This is a genomic window from Tessaracoccus coleopterorum (genome assembly GCF_011174705.1).
In the GTDB taxonomy this organism is placed as follows: Bacteria; Actinomycetota; Actinomycetes; order Propionibacteriales; family Propionibacteriaceae; genus Arachnia; species Arachnia coleopterorum.
In genome coordinates this window covers 2,655,540-2,672,564 of sequence record NZ_JAANIJ010000001.1, presented here as the reverse complement: position 1 = coordinate 2,672,564, position 17,025 = coordinate 2,655,540, and the positions used below count along the sequence as shown (strand labels likewise).

12 protein-coding genes and 9 pseudogenes are annotated in these 17,025 nt (G+C 69.0%); 10 read left to right on the top strand and 11 right to left on the bottom strand.

What is annotated here, in order from left to right; all coding sequences use genetic code 11:
- Positions 1-11 precede the first annotated feature (11 nt).
- The 4 genes and pseudogenes from G7085_RS35455 to G7085_RS17195 all read right to left on the bottom strand — a co-directional run bounded on the left by G7085_RS35455 (position 12) and on the right by G7085_RS17195 (position 1,967).
- On the bottom strand, positions 12-413 hold the full coding sequence (locus G7085_RS35455) for a helicase-related protein (RefSeq protein ID WP_408647132.1): 402 nt from the start codon (positions 411-413) through the stop codon (positions 12-14).
- Positions 414-787: 374 nt separating this feature from the next.
- Positions 788-1,179 (bottom strand): annotated as a pseudogene (locus G7085_RS35450) (DEAD/DEAH box helicase); the annotation flags it as partial.
- Complete coding sequence (locus G7085_RS35445) at positions 1,119-1,346, bottom strand: hypothetical protein (protein ID WP_408647131.1); 228 nt, start codon at positions 1,344-1,346, stop codon at positions 1,119-1,121. The pseudogene G7085_RS35450 and the gene G7085_RS35445, both read right to left, overlap by 61 nt.
- 381 nt (positions 1,347-1,727) lie before the next feature.
- Positions 1,728-1,967: a hypothetical protein gene (locus G7085_RS17195; RefSeq protein WP_197511867.1), complete on the bottom strand. Its 240-nt coding sequence runs from the start codon at positions 1,965-1,967 to the stop codon at positions 1,728-1,730.
- Between the two features lie 304 nt (positions 1,968-2,271).
- Between G7085_RS17195 and G7085_RS17190 the strand changes: the two are divergent.
- Positions 2,272-3,403: pseudogene (locus G7085_RS17190) on the top strand (glycosyltransferase family 4 protein).
- 33 nt (positions 3,404-3,436) lie between these two features.
- Here the strand turns inward: G7085_RS17190 and G7085_RS27290 are convergent.
- The 6 genes and pseudogenes from G7085_RS27290 to glmS form a co-directional block, all read right to left on the bottom strand.
- Entirely contained in the window at positions 3,437-3,661 is a 225-nt protein-coding gene (locus G7085_RS27290; RefSeq protein ID WP_331715753.1) for an NAD(P)H-hydrate dehydratase, read from the bottom strand.
- A 16-nt stretch (positions 3,662-3,677) separates the two neighbouring features.
- On the bottom strand, positions 3,678-4,022 hold the full coding sequence (locus G7085_RS27285) for a carbohydrate kinase family protein (protein WP_231979648.1): 345 nt from the start codon (positions 4,020-4,022) through the stop codon (positions 3,678-3,680).
- Positions 3,959-4,792, bottom strand: coding sequence for an NAD(P)H-hydrate epimerase (locus tag G7085_RS36455; protein WP_456300402.1), 834 nt, complete (start codon positions 4,790-4,792; stop codon positions 3,959-3,961). The genes G7085_RS27285 and G7085_RS36455 overlap by 64 nt, the downstream gene beginning before the upstream one ends.
- Complete coding sequence (locus G7085_RS36450; protein WP_331716056.1) at positions 4,789-4,914, bottom strand: hypothetical protein; 126 nt, start codon at positions 4,912-4,914, stop codon at positions 4,789-4,791. Before G7085_RS36450 ends, G7085_RS36455 begins: the two co-directional genes overlap by 4 nt.
- Positions 4,915-4,973: 59 nt before the next feature.
- Positions 4,974-5,087: pseudogene (locus G7085_RS36445) on the bottom strand (holo-ACP synthase); the annotation flags it as partial.
- Positions 5,088-5,407: 320 nt separating this feature from the next.
- Positions 5,408-7,237: pseudogene (gene glmS / locus G7085_RS17175) on the bottom strand (glutamine--fructose-6-phosphate transaminase (isomerizing)).
- A 189-nt stretch (positions 7,238-7,426) separates the two neighbouring features.
- On the opposite strand from glmS, the pseudogene coaA reads away from it, so the two are divergent.
- From coaA to G7085_RS17135, 9 genes and pseudogenes are all read left to right on the top strand, one after another.
- A pseudogene (gene coaA / locus G7085_RS17170) lies at positions 7,427-8,355 on the top strand (type I pantothenate kinase).
- 3 nt (positions 8,356-8,358) lie between these two features.
- On the top strand, positions 8,359-8,712 hold the full coding sequence (locus G7085_RS17165; protein ID WP_197511866.1) for a hypothetical protein: 354 nt from the start codon (positions 8,359-8,361) through the stop codon (positions 8,710-8,712).
- Positions 8,706-8,963 (top strand): annotated as a pseudogene (locus G7085_RS35435) (aminoglycoside phosphotransferase family protein); the annotation flags it as partial. The gene G7085_RS17165 and the pseudogene G7085_RS35435, both read left to right, overlap by 7 nt.
- A 56-nt stretch (positions 8,964-9,019) precedes the next feature.
- Positions 9,020-9,202 carry a hypothetical protein gene (locus tag G7085_RS27275; protein ID WP_231979647.1) on the top strand — a complete coding sequence of 61 codons (183 nt, stop codon included), beginning with the start codon at positions 9,020-9,022 and terminating at the stop codon, positions 9,200-9,202.
- 179 nt (positions 9,203-9,381) lie between these two features.
- Positions 9,382-11,659 (top strand): annotated as a pseudogene (locus tag G7085_RS17155) (nitric-oxide reductase large subunit); the annotation flags it as partial.
- Between the two features lie 742 nt (positions 11,660-12,401).
- Positions 12,402-13,142: pseudogene (locus tag G7085_RS17150) on the top strand (SPFH domain-containing protein); the annotation flags it as partial.
- Positions 13,143-13,378: 236 nt separating this feature from the next.
- Positions 13,379-13,537 carry a hypothetical protein gene (locus tag G7085_RS17145; RefSeq protein ID WP_197513110.1) on the top strand — a complete coding sequence of 53 codons (159 nt, stop codon included), beginning with the start codon at positions 13,379-13,381 and terminating at the stop codon, positions 13,535-13,537.
- A 159-nt stretch (positions 13,538-13,696) separates the two neighbouring features.
- The gene (locus G7085_RS17140) at positions 13,697-13,963 is read left to right on the top strand and encodes a hypothetical protein (RefSeq protein WP_197511864.1); all 267 of its coding nucleotides are present in this window, start codon (positions 13,697-13,699) and stop codon (positions 13,961-13,963) included.
- A gap of 212 nt (positions 13,964-14,175) precedes the next feature.
- Positions 14,176-15,605, top strand: a pseudogene (locus tag G7085_RS17135) (aminopeptidase P family protein).
- A gap of 631 nt (positions 15,606-16,236) precedes the next feature.
- Here G7085_RS17135 and G7085_RS17130 read toward each other — a convergent pair.
- Positions 16,237-16,971, bottom strand: a complete 735-nt coding sequence (locus tag G7085_RS17130; RefSeq protein WP_197511863.1) for an alpha/beta fold hydrolase — start codon at positions 16,969-16,971, stop codon at positions 16,237-16,239.
- Positions 16,972-17,025 lie beyond the last annotated feature (54 nt).

The following is a 17,025-nucleotide window of genomic DNA, read 5'->3' as shown; positions in this document are numbered from 1 at the left end:
GAAACTGAATACTAGTAGCGCGGACCCCTGCGCTGCCCACGGTAGCCACCGTGTCCACGCTGGCCGCCGCGCTGACCGTCCGGGCGGGGACGACGCTGCTGCTGCTTGGGCGCGATCAGCTTCTGGTAATCGGACTCGGCGATGGCCACGCCCGAGGTCGGGCGCGCTCCGGTGGCCTCACGCAACTCAGGCGTGCCCGGCTCGACCTCGATGCCCTCCGCGCCGACGCCGGCCTGGCCGAGCAGGCGCCTTGCCAGCTTGCGCTGGTGCGGCAGCACGACGGTCGCGACGACGCCCTCGTTGCCCGCGCGGGCCGTGCGGCCGGCGCGGTGCAGGTAGTCCTTGTGGTCGTGCGGCGGATCGACCTGCAGCACGAGGCTGACGTCGTCGACGTGGATGCCACGGGCGGCCACATCGGTGGCGACGAGCACCGGAACCCGACCCTCGCGGAAGGCCCGAGAATGCGGGCGCGTGCGCCCTGCGTCAGGCCGCCGTGCAGCGCACCGGCCATCACACCCTGCTCACGCAGCTGGGCCGCGATGCGGTCGGTGCCCATCTGGGTGCGGGCGAACAGCACGGTGCGACCCTCGCGGTTGGCGATCTCGGCCGTCACCTGGTTCTTGTGGTGCGGCTTCACGATCAGGGGGCGGTGCACCATGGTGGTGACCGAAGCCTTCTCGGAGTCGACCTCGCGGGTGACGGGATCGTGCAGGTACTGCTTGACGAGCTTGTCGACGGCGGCATCGAGCGTCGCCGAGAACAGCAGGCGCTGGCCGTCGCCACACGCGTCGAGCAGCGTGCGCACGTCCTGCATGAACCCGAGGTCGGCCATGTGGTCGGCCTCGTCGAGGATGGCGATGTCGACCTGGCTGAGGTCGGCGGCGCCCTGCTCGAGCAGGTCGATCAGGCGGCCGGGGTGGCGACGATGACGTCGACGCCACGCTCGAAGGCGCGCAGTTGCGGGCCATACGACATGCCACCGGCGATCAGCGTCAGGTCGATCCCGACGGCGGCCGCCAGGGGCGACAGGTTGTCGGCGATCTGGAGCGCGAGCTCGCGGGTCGGGGTGAGGATCATCGCCCGGGGCGACCCCACCGGCGTGCCCTTGGCGAGACGGGTCAGCATCGGGAGACCGAACGCGAGCGTCTTGCCCGAGCCGGTGCGTCCGCGGCCGAGCACGTCACGGCCCTCGAGGGCGTCACCGATGGTGGCGGCCTGGATCGGGAAGGGTTGGTGATCCCCTGGCCCGCAAGGACCCGGACGAGGGGCTCGGCAACGCCGAGCTCGAAGAAGCCGGAGGTGACCTCGCCCTGCACGGCCTCGACAGTCGTGCCGGTCCAGCTCATCTGGTCGCTGTCGTCCTCGAAGCTGTTGTGCGCCCCGCGCTGCGGGTCGCGGTCGCCGCCACGGAAGTCGTCGCGACGGCGACGGTCCTCGCGTCCGTGGGGTTCATGGGTGCGGCGTGAGTCGAACCGGTTGGCGGGCCGGTACGACTGGTCGCGGCGACGGTCATCGCGGGGCCGCGGTCGTCGCGACGCTCGGAGTAACGGTCGTCGCTGCGACGCTCGGAGTAACGGTCGTCGCGGGGACGGTCGGAGGACCGGTCGTCGCGGGGGCGGTCCGACCAGCGGTTGTCGCGGGGGCCGCGATCGTCTGATCGGTCCGAGGGACGGTCCTCCCTGCGGCGATCCGCGTAGCGGTCGTCTCTGCGCCCCGACCAGCGGTCGTCACGGGGCCGCGGTCGTCCCGGCGGCCCTGGGACCGGTCGTCCCTGCGACCCGAGGAGCGGTCGTCGGCGCGACGCTCGGAGTAGCGGTCACCGCCACGACGGTCGTCGCCGCGCTCGGTGGAGCGGCTCGACTCGTTGCGGTTGTCGTTTCCGCGGCTGTCGTCGCGGGTCTGGGCGTCTGCCCGGTTGTTCGTGCCGCCTCACCGAACTGCAGCGCGCGGCGCTGCTTGCGGTTCATGCCCGACGGGGCTTCTGGGCGCCTGCGCTGAGGGGCATTGCCCTTGGCTGCGCGCTTCTCTGTTGACCAACGTTCCTTGCGGCGTGGTGCATTCATCTATGTAGGTGTCCTAAACACTGGGATTCCGCCCGCAAAATGTCGCAGGCTCGTGCCCGCTCATGTGTCACTCAGGCGTGAATCGCCTCGGCCGGGCCATATGAGTGTACGCGGTGTGGCCGGATTAAACTAAACGTCACCCGGTGGTCACCCCCTGTTGGCACCCACGTGGCCGGGGCAACGCTATTTGCGGAGTAACATGGGCGCCGTGCGTGTGGCCATTGTTGCGGAGTCCTTCCTCCCACAGTTGAACGGAGTCACGAACTCGGTCCTACGGATCCTCGAGTATCTGAAGGCCAACGGGCACGAGGCCCTTGTCATCGCTCCCCAGGACGGCGACCGCACCCCCACGCAGTACTGCGGCTTCCCCGTCGAGACGGTCCAGTCGATCGGTCTGCCCTTCTACGGTCAGGTCCGCGTCGTGATGACCTCCGCCTCCACCGTGGAGAAGATCCTCACCACGTTCCAGCCCGACGTGGTGCACCTGGCGGCCCCGTTCATCGTCGGCTACAAGGCAGCCTCCGTCGCGGCGAAGCTCGGCATTCCGATCGTCGGGATCTACCAGACCGAGGTGCCGACCTACGCGGCCCGTTACGGGTTCCCCAGGTGACGCCGCTGCTGTGGAGCCGGGTGCGCCGGGTGCACACACTCGCGTCTCTCAACTTCGCGCCGTCAACCTTCGCGCGCGACCAGTTGGTCTCCCAGGGCATCCCCGCGTCGGGGTGTGGGGCCGCGGCGTCGACTCGGTGCGGTTCACCCCTGCGAAGCGCGACGAAGGGCTGCGGGCCTGGTTCGCGCCGAGGGGCGAGACCGTGATCGGCTACATGGGGCGCCTCGCCAGCGAGAAGCGGGTCGAGGACCTGGCGGCCGTCGCCGACATCCCGGGCACCCGACTCGTGGTCATCGGTGATGGTCCGATGCGCCAGGAGCTGGAGCGGTCGCTCCCCGGTCGCTCTTCCTCGGCCAGCTCGAGGGGAGGCGCTTCCCGGGCGATGGCGAGCATGGACCTGTTCGTGCATCCCGGCGAACTGGAGACGTTCTGCCAGGCGATCCAGGAGGCGAAGGCCTCGGGCCTGCCTGTGGTGGCGCCGCGCCGTGGCGGCCCGATCGATCTCATCGATCCGTCGCGCACCGGCTGGCTCTATCGGCCCGGCGATCTGCAGGGCCTGCGCGCCAGCGTCGAGGACCTGGTCGGCGATCCGCTGAAACGGGAGGCCTTCGGCCGCGCTGCCCGCGCCTCGACGCTCAGTCGGACCTGGAACAATGTGTGCTCGGAGCTGATGGGCCACTACGAGAAGGCGATCGGGCTCTCCGTGCGCGACGAGAGCTTCGCGGCCTGAGCGGGGCTCAGCGCCGCAGCGTCAGATCGGCGATCACGGCCGGCATCCGGCGGACAACTCGTCGGGCGTGTACGGGCCGGGGTTGCGCCGTGCGGTGATGGCCTGGATGCTCGCGCCGAGGACGCCCGCCCGCCAGGCAGGGATCCCGGCCGCCAGCAGCGCCCCGCAGATTCCGGCCAGCACATCACCCGACCCGGCACGCGCCGTCCAGGCGGGCCCCGCCACCGCGATGGTCACCCGGCCGGAGGGTTCGGCCACATACTGGGTCGCCCCTTCAGCAGCACGGCAGCCCCTGTTGCGCGGGCGACCTCACGGGCGCAGGACAGCGGTTCGAGCTCGACGTGGGCCCGGGTACAGCCGAGGATCCTGGCCAACTCCCCGGCGTGGGGTGTGAGCAGCCAGCCGTCGAGCCGCCCGGTGGGAGCGCGTAGAGGGCGTCGGCGTCGACGACGGCCGGGATCCGGTGCAGCTTCGCCCACTCGACGCGGGACGCGGAGTGTTCCGCGTCGCCCCAACCGGAGCCGAGGACGGTGGCCTCCGCCCTGCCGTCGCCGATCACGACGCTGGGGAACCGTGAAAGAATGAGCCCGGACGGGGCCCGGCCGGTGTAGCGGACCATGCCGGCGCCCGCGTGCAGGGCCCCGGCGCAGCTGAGGAGCGCGGCCCCGGGTAGGTCTCGGACCCGGTGTCGAGGGTCACGACGCCGCGGGAGTACTTGTCGGAGCCCTCATCGGGGTAGGCCACCATGCCGCGACGTCGGACTCCTCCGCGATGCGCAGGTTGGTGGCGTCCCTCTCCAGGCCGATGTCGATGACGTGCACCGCGCCGCAACGGCCGGAGGCGGGCTGCTGGGCGTGGCACGGCTTGGGCGAGTCGAAGGTGACGGTGTGGGTGGCGCGGAAGCTGCGATGGAGCCGGTTGTCGTCCGCATCGAGACCCGACGGCAGGTCCACGGAGACCACGGTCACCCCTCGGCCTCACAGGCGGCCGCGAAGGTCTCCACCGTCGCGGGAGCCCGGGCCTGGAGCCCAACCCTGTGAAGGCGTCGATCACGACTGCGCACTCGGACAGCGCGGAGATCGCGGCCACGGCACCCACCTCCTGCGCGCCCGCGAGCACGGCGGCCTTGAGCCCGGGTTCGTGTGCGGCCCCGGTGACGAGCCACAGCAGGACGGGGCGGCGGGTGGCGAGCAGCGCGGCCGCGAAGAGACCGTCCCCGCCGTTGTTGCCCGGGCCGACGACCACCAGCACGGTGCCTTCGGGCGCCACGGTCGAGGTCACGCGGGCGACGCCGGCCGCGGCGCGGCCCATCAGGTCGACGTCCTCCCGGGTGTCGAAGACGCGCTGTTCCGCCGCGCGGATCTGGGCAGAGGTGAGGATATGCCTCATTTCTCACACACCACCATCGTGGTGGCGTAGCCGCCGTCGTGGCTGATGCTGAGGTGGATGCGGCCGATGCCGAGCTCCTCGACCCGCGCGGCCACCGTGCCGGTGTTGCGGAAGGAGGGCACCCGTCGTCGGTCTTGACGACCTCGCAGTCGAGCCAGCGCATGCCGCCGGGTGAGCCCAGGGCCTTGGCAAGCGACTCCTTCGCCGAGAACCGGGCGGCCTGGGACTCGATGGAGAGCGCCCGCTCCCCATCGGTGAGGAGCCGCTCGGCGAGTCGGGGCCGCCTGGCCAGCATCTCCCTGAACCGCTCGATCACGACGAGGTCGGTGCCGATACCAACGATCATGGCGCCACCCTACTTGCCGGGCCCGCAGGGCCGCGGCGACTTGGCCACGCCCCGACCACGCACAACCGGGCAACGAGGGTTGACTCGGACGGACGACCGGCGGCCTCAACACCCCAACCAGAGCAAGACCAGCAACAAGGAACCGAACCCGGGCGCAACGCCGCCGGGCGACCGACCGCGGCAGCCCGGAACCAAAGCCCGGGAACCTCGCTCCGCACCCGAGAGGCTTCGTCGCGACAGGGCTCAGTTGAGCCGACCCTGGCCAGCGATCACTCGACCGTCACCGACTTCGCCAGGTTCCGGGGCTGGTCGACATCGTGGCCCTTCGCCGTGGCCAACTCGCAGGCGAACAACTGCAACGGGATGATCGCCACCATCGGCTGCAGCAGGGTCGACACCCTCGGCAGCTCGATGAGGGTATCGGCCGCCGCGCGGGCTTCCTCGTCGTCGGCCTCTGCCAGCACGATCGTGCGGGCACCGCGGGCGCGCACCTCGGCGATGTTGGAGATCACCTTGTCGCGCAGCTGGTCGCGGCCCTTGGGGGGACCACCACGAACACCGGCAGGCCCTCACTGATCAGCGCAATCGGGCCGTGCTTCAGCTCCCCGCCGCGAACCCCTCAGCGTGGATGTAGGCCAGCTCCTTCAGCTTGAGCGCCCCCTCGAGCGCGCTCGGGTAGCCGACGTGGCGGCCGAGGAACAGCACCGAGGTGGCGTCAACGAGGTCGGAGGCCAGTGAGTAGATCGAGTCCTTGCCGTCGAGCATGGCCTGCATCGCGTCGGGCATCCGCTCCAACTCAGCCAGCAGTGCGGCGATCTCGTCGCCGTACTTCATGCCGCGCACCTGCGCCAGGTAGAGGCCGAGCAGGTAGCAGGCGACGAGCTGGGTGGTGAAGCCCTTGGTGGACGCGACCCCGATCTCGGGGCCGGCGTGGGTGTAGATGACGGCGTCGGATTCGCGCGGGATGGTGGCGCCGTTGGTGTTGCAGATCGCGATCACCTTGGCGTGCTGCTCGCGGGCGTGCCGGATCGCCATCAGGGTGTCGGCCGTCTCACCAGACTGGGAGATCGTCACGACGAGCGTCATCGGGTCGATGATCGGGTCGCGGTAGCGGAACTCGGAGGCGAGCTCCACCTCGCAGGGGATGCGGGTCCAGTGCTCGATGGCGTACTTGGCAACGAGGCCGGCATAGAAGGCGGTGCCACATGCCACGATGACGATCTTGTTGACCCGACGCAGCAGCTCCGGGCTCATCCGCAGCTCATCGAGTTGCAGCTCGCCGCGGTCGTTGAGGCGGCCCAGGAGCGTGTCGGCCACGGCCTTCGGCTGCTCGAAGATCTCCTTGCGCATGTACCAGTCGAAGCCCTGCTTCTGCGCGGCCTCGAGATCCCAGTCGACATGCAGGTCCTGCGTCTCGGCGGGCCCGCCGTCGAACGAGGTGACGGTGACGCCGTCACGGGTGAGCTCGACGATCTGGTCCTGGCCCAGCTCGATGGCGTCGCGGGTGTAGGCGATGAAGGCTGCCACGTCGGAGGCGAGGAAGTACTCGCCGTCACCGACGCCGACCACCAGCGGCGAGTTCCGGCGCGCGGCGACGATCCGGTCGGGGTCGTCGGCGTCCACGGCGACAAGGGTGAAGGCTCCCTCGAGGCGGGCGACGACCTTGCGCATGGCCTCGGTCAGCGGCAGACCGCCGTCGACCTCGCGTCGCAGCAGGTGGGCCGCCACTTCGGAGTCGGTCTCGGAGGCGAACACGGCGCCGTCCAACTCGGAGCGCAGCTGATCATGGTTCTCGATGATGCCGTTGTGCACGACCGCGACCCTGCCCGCCACGTGGGGTGCGAGTTCGCGTCGGTCGGCGCCCCGTGGGTGGCCCAACGGGTGTGGCCGATCGCGGTGCGCGACGACGGCAGCGGGCGTCGCGCGATCTCCTCTTCGAGGTTGCTGATCCTGCCCGCGCGTTTGCGCCACTCGATCGCGCCGTCAACCGGCATCGCCACTCCCGCGGAATCGTATCCGCGGTACTCGAGCCGACGCAGGCCGCTCAGCACCACGTCGAGTCCGTCACGTTCACCCAGGTATCCAACAATTCCGCACACGGCGAGAAATGTACATGACCAGTGCGCACTTCTTGACATTCGACTCGGCATGGATCCGATCTGCGTCCGAAGCCGGAGCGTGCCATGCCGAAAAACCCTGCGCCCCGCCGCCACGGCCCATGCCGACCTCCGTTAGGCTTCTCGGAGTCCTCGCACCAGTCACGTGCGTGACCAGCACAGAAGGAGCCCGTGTCCGGACCGTACGTCTCGCTGCAACGTCGCGCATGGGCGGCCCTGGCAGACGCCACCGACATCGACCTCGACGAAGAGACCCTCACCAGGCTCCGCGGTATCGGTGACCCGACGTCGGGCCTCGACGTTGAGGAGGTCTATCGGCCCTGTGCCAGTTGCTCCACCTCTACATGGTCAACACGGGGCGGCTGTTCGCCCAGAACCGGGACTTCCTGCACCTCGATGTGCGGCGCACCCCCTTCGTGATCGGCGTGGCAGGCTCGGTGGCCGTCGGCAAGTCGACCGTCTCCCGTGTGCTGCAGGAGTTGCTGCGCCGGGCGCCGGGGCACCGAAGGTCGACCTGATCACCACGGACGGCTTCCTCTACCCCAATGCCGAGCTCGAGCGGCGCGGCCTCCTCGAACGCAAGGGCTTCCCGAGTCGTACAACCGGCGGGCCCTGCTCGAGTTCGTGATGGCGGTGAAGTCGGGTCAGCCCGCGTGCTGGCGCCCGTCTACAGTCACATGGTCTATGACATCGTCGAGGACGAGCACATCGTGGTCGAGAGCCCCGACATCCTGATCATCGAGGGCCTCAACGTCCTGCAGCCTGCGCGGGCGGAGCATGACCGCACCGCAGGCCTCGCCGTCAGCGACTTCTTCGACTTCTCGGTGTTCGTCGACGCGGAGGAGGCCCACATCAAGGAGTGGTTCCTGCACCGCTTCATGGAACTGCGACGCACCGCCTTCACCGATTCCCGCAGCTACTTCAAGAGCTTCACCCGGTTCTCCGACGAGGAGGCCCTCGAGTACGGATCGACGGTGTGGGAGACCATCAACGGCCCCAACCTGCGCCAGAACGTCGCCCCGACGAGGGAGAGGGCGACGGCAATCCTCGTGAAGGGCCCCGACCACATGGTCGAGTCGATCCGGATCCGCAAGGTCTGAGGCATGGACGGCCTCGATGCCGCCCAGGAGCAGTTCGTCATCGCCCTGATCGGCCCCTTCACCCTCATCGCCGACCACACCTGGCAGGAGGAGACCTCGCGCGTCCTGCACGTCACCGCGCGCGGCACCAGCTACATCGTCAAGGCCGGGACGCAGAGCAACCATCACATCAGCCGCGAGATCAATGCCCACGGCGCCTGGACCACGACGCTCGTGCACCTCGACCGCACGGCACCGGTCGTCGGCTGGGACCAGCAGGCCAACGTCCTCGTTGTCCGGTACCAGCCGGGCGAGCTGTCGGCAGGCACCACACATGAGCTCTCCCCGACTTCCACCGTCAGGCCGGGCGGGTGTTGAGCGCCTTCCATTCCGAGGCCTGCCTCGTCGACGACGAGCATGAGCGCCGCGCCACCGCCCGCACGCTTGCCTGGCTGGACACGCCGCATCGGATCGGGGATGAAGCCGTTGCGCGGATCCGCGACATCCTGGGCGGGTTGGACCCGGTGCCGGTGCGGGTCGTTCCCACGCACGGCGACTGGCAGCCACGCAACTGGCTCGCCGACGGCAACTGGCTGCGCGTAATCGACTTCGGACGTTTTGCGTTCCGTCCGGCCTCCACCGACCTGTGCCGCCTCGCCACGCAGCAGTGGCGGGACACCCCGAGTTGGAGGACGCCTTCCTCGACGGGTACGGCTCCGATCCGAGGGACCGGGAACGCTGGCCGGTCGAGTTGCTGCGCGAGGCGGTCGGCACAGCCGCCTGGGCATTCCAGACGGGCAATGAGGCGTTCGAGGCCCACGGCAGGGAGTGCCTGGACCGGGCCCTCGGCCTGTTCCCCGCCGTCTGATCCGTCCCCTCGAGCAGGCCGGACGCCCCGATCTGAGCGCGACACGCCGGGAATCACGCGATGATGCACTTCGAGTGACCCCGGAAAACCCAAACCGTCTGTGATTAGTGTCCCGAAATAGGAACACGTCCGATCGCCAGGCTCCAACGACGGAACAGGTGGTGTCACAAGTGAGTCTCATCAACGACAATCCAGACCTCAAACCGGCCAAGGCCGAGTTGGTCATCTCCAAGGGTTGGGTCCAGGGGTTGCCCTCGTCCTGCTCTTCGGCTTCTTCGTGATGGGCTTCCTGGCCTATCGCACCTACACCGACGCGATGCCGCAGCCGACGAAGGTCACCTCCGAGAGCGGTGAGGTGATCTTCACCAGCGAGGAGATCACGGCCGGCCAGGAAGTCTTCCTCAGCCGCGGCCTTCAGCAGTACGGGTCGATCCTCGGCCACGGAGCCTACCTCGGCCCGATTACACCGCCGAGTATCTCCGCCTGGCCAGTGAGCACGTCACGACGGCCCTCGCGGACGCCGGGGTGCAGGACCCGGCACGGGCCACCGTCGACATGATGCGGACCAACCGTTACGACGAGGCCTCCGGCACGCTGGTCTACACGCCCGAACAGATCAGTGCTTTCCGGGAGATCGTCACCCATTACGCCGACTACTTCGGCACCCCGACCACCAGGTACGGGTTGCTCCCATCGATGATCACCGACCCGCAGCAGATCCACGATCTGACCGCTTTCTTCAGCTGGACGGCGTGGGCCGCCTCCACCGACCGACCGAACCAGGACTACTCCTACACGAACAACTGGCCCGCCGAACCGCGGGTGGACAACAAGCCCACCGCCGACATCCTCGTGTGGTCGGCCATGTCGCTCATCGCGCTGCTCGCAGGCCTGGGTGCACTGTTCGCCGTGTACGGCCGCTGGAGCAGGAAGATCGGCTGGAAGAGCAGCGAGGTTCCTTCGCTGTCGTTCAAGCAGCCCGGCGAGGTCGGCATCACGAAGGCACAGAAGGCCACGGCGTGGTTCTTCTTCGTGGTGTCCGTGCTGTTCCTGGGCCAGACCCTGCTGGGGGCCGCCGTCGAGCACTACCGGGCGGAGCTCTCCAGCTTCTTCGGCCTCGACCTCGCACAAGTGCTGCCGTACAACCTGGCCCGCACCTGGCACCTGCAGTTGTCGCTGCTGTGGACCGCGGCCTCCTTCCTCGCCGCGGCCATCTTCCTGGCTCCCATCATCTCGGGCCGGGAGCCGAAGAGGCAGCACTGGCTCACGTACGGCCTCCTCGGTGCGCTGGCCATCGTGGTGCTCGGCACCGTGGTCGGCACCGCCGTGTCGATCTTCGGCCCTCCTGGGCACAGGGTTCGATCTTCTTCTCCCAGCAGTGGGAGTACCTCGACCTGCCGCGCTTCTGGCAGATCCTGCTGGTGATCGGCCTGTTCCTGTGGATCGCGATCATCTTCCGCGCGATCCGGTCGCGGCTGCGCACCGAGTCGAAGTTCAACCTGCCGTGGCTGTTCTTCTACTCCGGCCTCGCCATCCCCGCGTTCTACGGCGTCGGCCTGCTTGCCACCAACGACACCCACGTCACGGTGGCCGAGTTCTGGCGCTTCTGGGTGGTTCACCTCTGGGTGGAGGACTTCCTCGAGCTGTTCACCACCGTGATGGTGGCCTACATCTTCGTGATGCTGGGCGTGGTGCGACGCAAGATCGCCATCCAGATCATCTTCATGGACGTGATCCTGTACTCGGTGGGCGGCGTGATCGGCACGATGCACCATCTGTACTTCTCCGGCACTCCGGTGGAGCACATGGCACTGGGCGCGTTCTTCTCCGCCTCGAGGTGATCCCGCTGACGTTCCTGACGGTGGAGGCCTGGACGTTCCTGCAGCTCGGTGCCCGTCAGGAGTCGCGCAGCAGCGCCCCGTTCCCGCACCGTTGGGCGGTCATGTTCCTGGTGGCCGTCGGCTTCTGGAACTTCGTCGGGGCGGGCGTGTTCGGCTTCCTCATCAACCTGCCGATCGTCTCCTACTACCAGATCGGCACCGCGCTGACCGCGAATCACGCGCACGCCTCGATGATGGGCGTCTACGGCATGCTCGCGGTCGGCCTGGCCCTGTTCGCGCTGCGCTACATCATCCCGCCGGAGAAGTGGTCCGACCGGCTGGCGAAGTTCTCCTTCTGGTGTCTGAACATCGGCCTCGCGTGGATGGTGTTCGCCACCCTGCTGCCGCTCGGCGTGCTGCAGCTGTGGCACTCGGTCAACGAGGGCTACTACGAGGCGCGGACCCTCGGCTACATCGCCACCCCGGCAATGTCGTCCTGGAGTGGATGCGCATGCCGGGTGATCTGGTGTTCATCGCAGGCATCCTCCCGTTCGTCTGGCTGACGTGGCTCGGAATCCGGCACGGGATCAAGCCCACCGTCACGGTGATGGAGCCCGAGACCCTGTTCGTCATCGAGCACGAGGAGGCCCGCGAGGACCGCACCGGGCTCGCGGCAACCGTGGTCGAGGGATCCGACGAGCTGCCGCCCAGCCGTTACGCGTCCGACCGACGCCGGGATGAGTCGCCGGGGCCGGCACATGATCATCCCGATCACAGCGTGGCTCGCCGCCGGGTACGGCGTGGTGCTGCTGGTGGTTGCCTACGGGATCGACCGGCTGGCGCGGCGCGCCCACACCCGGCTCCAGGAGCAGCGGAGCGGCGGCTTCGTCTACCACGAGGACCACGATGCCTGGCTGTGTCCGGAGGACCAGTGGCTGTGGCCACAGTCGTTCGACCCGGACAACCGCGTGATGCGCTACCGGGGCAGCCCGACGGTGTGCAACTCGTGCCCCGTGAAGGACTCGTGCACCAGCTCCAACGACGGCCGTGAGATGCAGCGGTTGGTCGACTCCTGGCCCGCGTCCGAGGCTGCCAGGTTCCACCGGGGCATCGCCTGCGCCGTCACCGTGCTCGCGGTGGCGTGGCCCGCCGCGACGGCGTTGACCGTCGCGGGGTGGGCGGGTCAGCTGTTGCTGCTTGTGACGGCGGTGGCCGTGGCGGCGGGCTCCCTGCCGCTGTGGTCGCACCTGCGCCGCACCCCGCCGACCCGTTCGGCGCGGTGGTGCGCACGGCGGACGAGACGATCGTCGAGCGGGAGGCGGCGGCCGCCGCTCTTGCGAGGCGCCGCACCACCTACGCATCCGACAGGAGGCCCACCCATGCCGACTGAGGTCGTCGTCATCCTCATCATCGTGCTCGTGCTGCTCGCGCTGGCCATCGCGTCCATCCGGGTGGTGCGAGAGTACGAGCGGGTCGTCGCGTTCCGCCTCGGCCGGCTCCGCGGCCCGCTCGGACCCGGCGTCGTCGTGATGCTGCCGTTCCTCGACCGGATGGTGCGCGTCGACCTGCGCGTCGTGACGCTGACGATCCCCCGCAGGAGGTCATCACGAAGGACAACGTGACGGCCCGCGTCAACGCGGTCGTGATGTTCAGGGTGACCGATCCCGTCCAGGCGGTCATGTCGGTGGAGAATCACGCCGTCGCCACGTCGCAGTTCGCCCAGACCACCCTCCGTTCAGTGGTCGGCCGCGCCGACCTCGACACGCTGCTGGCCCACCGCGCCGATCTCAACGAGGACCTGGCACACTCGATCGCGCAGCAGGCAGCCCAGTGGGCGTGGAGGTTCCGGTCGTCGAGATCAAGGATGTCGAGATCCCCGAGATGATGCAGCGCGCCATGGCCCGGGAGGCGGAGGCCGAACGGGAACGACGTGCGAAGGTGATCAGCGCCCACGGCGAGCTGCAGGCCTCGCACGAACTCCGCGACGCCGCCCTGACGCTGAGCGAGGCCCCGGCCTCGTTGCAGCTACGCTACCTGCAGACCCTCCTGGAGTTGGGGCCGACCAGAACTCGACGGTCGTCTTCCCGCTCCCGATGGACATCATCGGCCCGCTGGTGCGGGCCGTCGACCAGGTGACCTCCCATCCCCGGAGGGCACCGCCCCGGCCCCACCGCAAACCGGGCTGGCCGTCGTCGACCGCAATGTGGAAGGTGAATCCCGATGACCGACTCCGAAACCGACCTCGTCATGCCCGGGCGTCCGGTGCGGCTCGTGCCCACCCTGCCGGCTTCTGGATGACGGTGCTGGGCGTCGCCCTGGCCGCCCTGGCCCGCTGTTCGGGTTCCTCACCGGCTCCATGCTGGGTCGCCCCGCGAGCGAGGTCTCGATCGATCCCCTCTACTGGGGACTGTTCGGCGGGGTGATCATCGGCGCCGTCGGGGTGCTGTGCGCCGTCCTCGGCGGCGTGCGGCTCTGGCGGAGCAGCCGTGACCGCCGGACGGAGGCCGAGCTGTGAGCAACGACACCGCACTTCCTCGCGGGCCGCACCTCCGAGCGTCTCCAGCGCCGGATTCCGCTCCGATGGAGCCGCCGACCGGTTCATGCGCCGACTCCTCCGGGTCGGGCCGCCCGACCGACACGGCGAGGCGGGGCCCACCGAGCCTTCCGGGTCGCCGTGCTGATCTCAGCCGTCCGCTGTCTCATCACCTACCTGCTCATCCCGGTCCTGGTCCCGCTGCTCAGCCTGTCCGGCTGGGTGGCGGCGCCGGTCGGGATCGCCCTGTGCGTCGTGGCAGTGGTCAACGGCGTCATCAGCATGCGGCGGTTCTGGCGGGCGGACCATCCGCAGCGCTGGACCTACACCCTGTTCATGGCTGTGATCTTCGCGATCCTCACCGTCGCCCTCGTATCCGACCTCAGCCGACTAGGAGCCATCTCATGACCACCACCCCTGAACCCGAGTTCGATGTCGAGGCCTACCAGGCCCAGCACACACCCCCAGCAGCATCGAGAGCACGTTCCTCTCCATGCTGATGTTCGGCGGGCTCGTTATCGTCGCCCTCGGTTGCTGGTTCCTCACCGGCTGGTCCTGAACGCTCATGCCGACCACGCCCGGCAGGAGGCTTCCAGGAGCGGCGGCGTAAGGTTGACGCCATGAGCGAAAACAACGACCGCAACGGAAACCGGAGGGATCCGTTCTCCGAAGCCTTCAAGACCTTCATCGTGCGCGACTGGGCGCCGTACTCCGAGGAACTGCCTGAGCGGCTGCCGTCGGCCGGCTACGCCGCCACCGCCGGGCGGCCCTCGCGGCCGCCTTCCCCGGCAGGACATTGGTTATCCCCGCGGGCCCGCTGAAGACGCGGTCCAACGACACCGACTACCGGTTCCGTCCCCACAGCGCCTTCGCCTACTACACGGGCCTCGGTGAGGACCGCGAACCCGACGCGGTTCTGGTGCTCAGGGACGAAGCCGCAACGTTGTACTTCCGGCCTCGCGCCCCCGCACCGACCGCGAGTTCTACGCCGACGCCCGCTACGGCGAGATGTGGGTCGGCCAGCGTGACTCCCTCGAGGAGATGGCGGCCGCCGTCGGCTTCGACTGCCACACCATCCTCGACGTCGAGGCCGAGCTGCAGGGCCACGACCTTCTCGTGATCCGCGAGGCGGATGACGACGTGGCCGGGCTGGTCGACCGGATCCGCGGCTCCATCGACGACGACGGCGACGCCGCTCTGGCTCGCGCCGCCTCCGAGGCCCGGTTCCGCAAGGACGAGTTCGAGGTCGGCGAGCTGAAGCTGGCCTGCGCCGCCACCAAGGTCGGCTTCGAGGCCGTTGTCGCCGAGCTGCCCGAGGCAGTGCGTCAGGGCCGCGGCGAGCGCTGGGTCGAGGGATCTTCGGCCTGCACGCCCGCCACCTCGGCAACGCGGTCGGCTACGACACGATCGCCGCCGGCGGCGACCACGCCAACACGTTGCACTGGATCGTCAACGACGGCGCACTCTCCGAGGGCGACCTGCTGCTGATGGACGCCGGCGTCGAGGTCAACTCCCTCTACACGGCCGACATCACGCGCACCATGCCGATCAGCGGCCGCTTCACCCCGGCCCAGCGTCGCGTCTACGAGGTCGTCCTCGCCGCGCAGACCGCCGGCATCGAGGCGTGCCGCGCGGGCAACGCGTTCACCGATCCCACCAGGCCGCCATCGCCGTGCTCGCCGACTTCTTCGAGGAGCTCGGCATCCTGCCGGCACCGCCGCCGAGTCCCTCGACCCGGAGACAGGTGGCTTCCACCGCCGCTGGATGGTGCACGGCACATCGCACCACCTCGGCCTCGACGTGCACGACTGCGCACAGGCCCGCTCGGAGCTGTACCGCGAGGGCAACCTCGATGAGGGCATGGTGATCACTGTCGAGCCGGGCATCTATTTCAAGGCCACCGACCTGCTCGTCCCGAGGAGTACCGCGGCATCGGCATCCGGATCGAGGACGACATCCTGATCACCGATGGCGACCCGGTCAACCTGTCCGCCGCCCTCCCCGCGACCCCGACGCGGTCGAGGCCTGGATGGCCGAGCTGATGGGCTGACCCGCCCCACGAGATGAGAGGGACCCGGCATCGCGCCGGGGTCCCTCTCTCGGTGCAGGATCCCAACCACGATCAGGAACCGGGCAGAGCAGGAACCCTGGGCACAGCCGAAAGCCGACCACAGCAGGAGGCTCGGGCACAGCAAGGAGCCCGGGCACCGCAGAGGCCCACCACAGCAGAAGACTAAAAGCGCAGGTCGAGTACCCGCCCATCGACCGGAGTGGCTTCGACACGGGCGACGTCTCGTTCCTCGCCGCCGGCCCGGCTCAACCGACTGCTGATGGCAGACCCCGACGAACAGCCCGACCCGGTGCAAGAACCCGACCACAACAAGAAGCCGTGCACCGCAGAAGCGCATGCACCGCAGGAAGCCCCACCTCGGCAAAAGACCAGGAGCACCGGTCCAGCACCAGCCCATCGACCGGGGTCGTGTCGACACGGGCGACGACTCGTTCCTCGTCGAGAAGGCCCAGCGGAGCGCGTGCAGAGAGGGGCCCCGGCTCGAAAGCCGGAACCCCTCTCCCTCGCGTCTCGGGTGGTGAGGCTCAGTCGCCGGACTCGCTGACCACGCGGTTCCAGCGCGGACGGTCCAGCATCGTGCGGATCAGGGCGGCCACCTCGAGCGGGCGCATCACCGGCACCTGGTGGGCGGCGCCCTCGACGATGTGCAGCTCGCCGCGCGGCGCCGTCTCGGCCACGAGTTCGACGTTCTCGATGGGGTCGACGAGTCGCGCTCACCGGCGATCATCATGACCGGCGTCTGGATGTAAGGCAGGTCGGCGCGCATGTCGTGGACAGCCAGCGCGCGGCACAGCTGCGCGTACGAGTGATCCTCACTCGAGGACAGGCCCTCCATGATGATCGCGACGGTGTCGGCCTGCTCCGCGCGGAAGTCGGCGGTGAACCAGCGCTTGGTGGTCTCGTCGACCAACTGCTGGGTTCCGGTCGCCTCGACCTGCTCGGCCCTCGCAATCCAACGGGCCGGCTCACCGACGGTCGCGGCCGAGGCGACGACGATGATGCCCGCGAACAGGTCGTCGTAGTCGCGGGCCAGGTGCAGGCCAGTTGCGCCCGAGATGGACAGCCCGGCGTAGTAGACGGGGACATCACCGAGCTCTGCCTTCTGCGCCCGGGCGACATCGGCGATCGCGGCGGCGACGGTGTCGAGGGTGGCCTCGTCACCGTCGTTCCACGGCTCACTCAGTCCCGAGCCGGGCAGGTCGACGAAGACGACCCGGGCGTCGTCGATCAGCGCGGCCGCCACCTTGGTCCACTGGTGGGTTGCGTTGCCGCCGAGACTCGGCCCGACCAGGAGCACGCGCTCGGCCGCCAGGGTGCGGTTGTAGATCGTGGTGTTCAGCTCCATGGGATCCTCCTCGACTCGCTGTGCAGGTACGTGCACGAACCTACCCGACGCGGC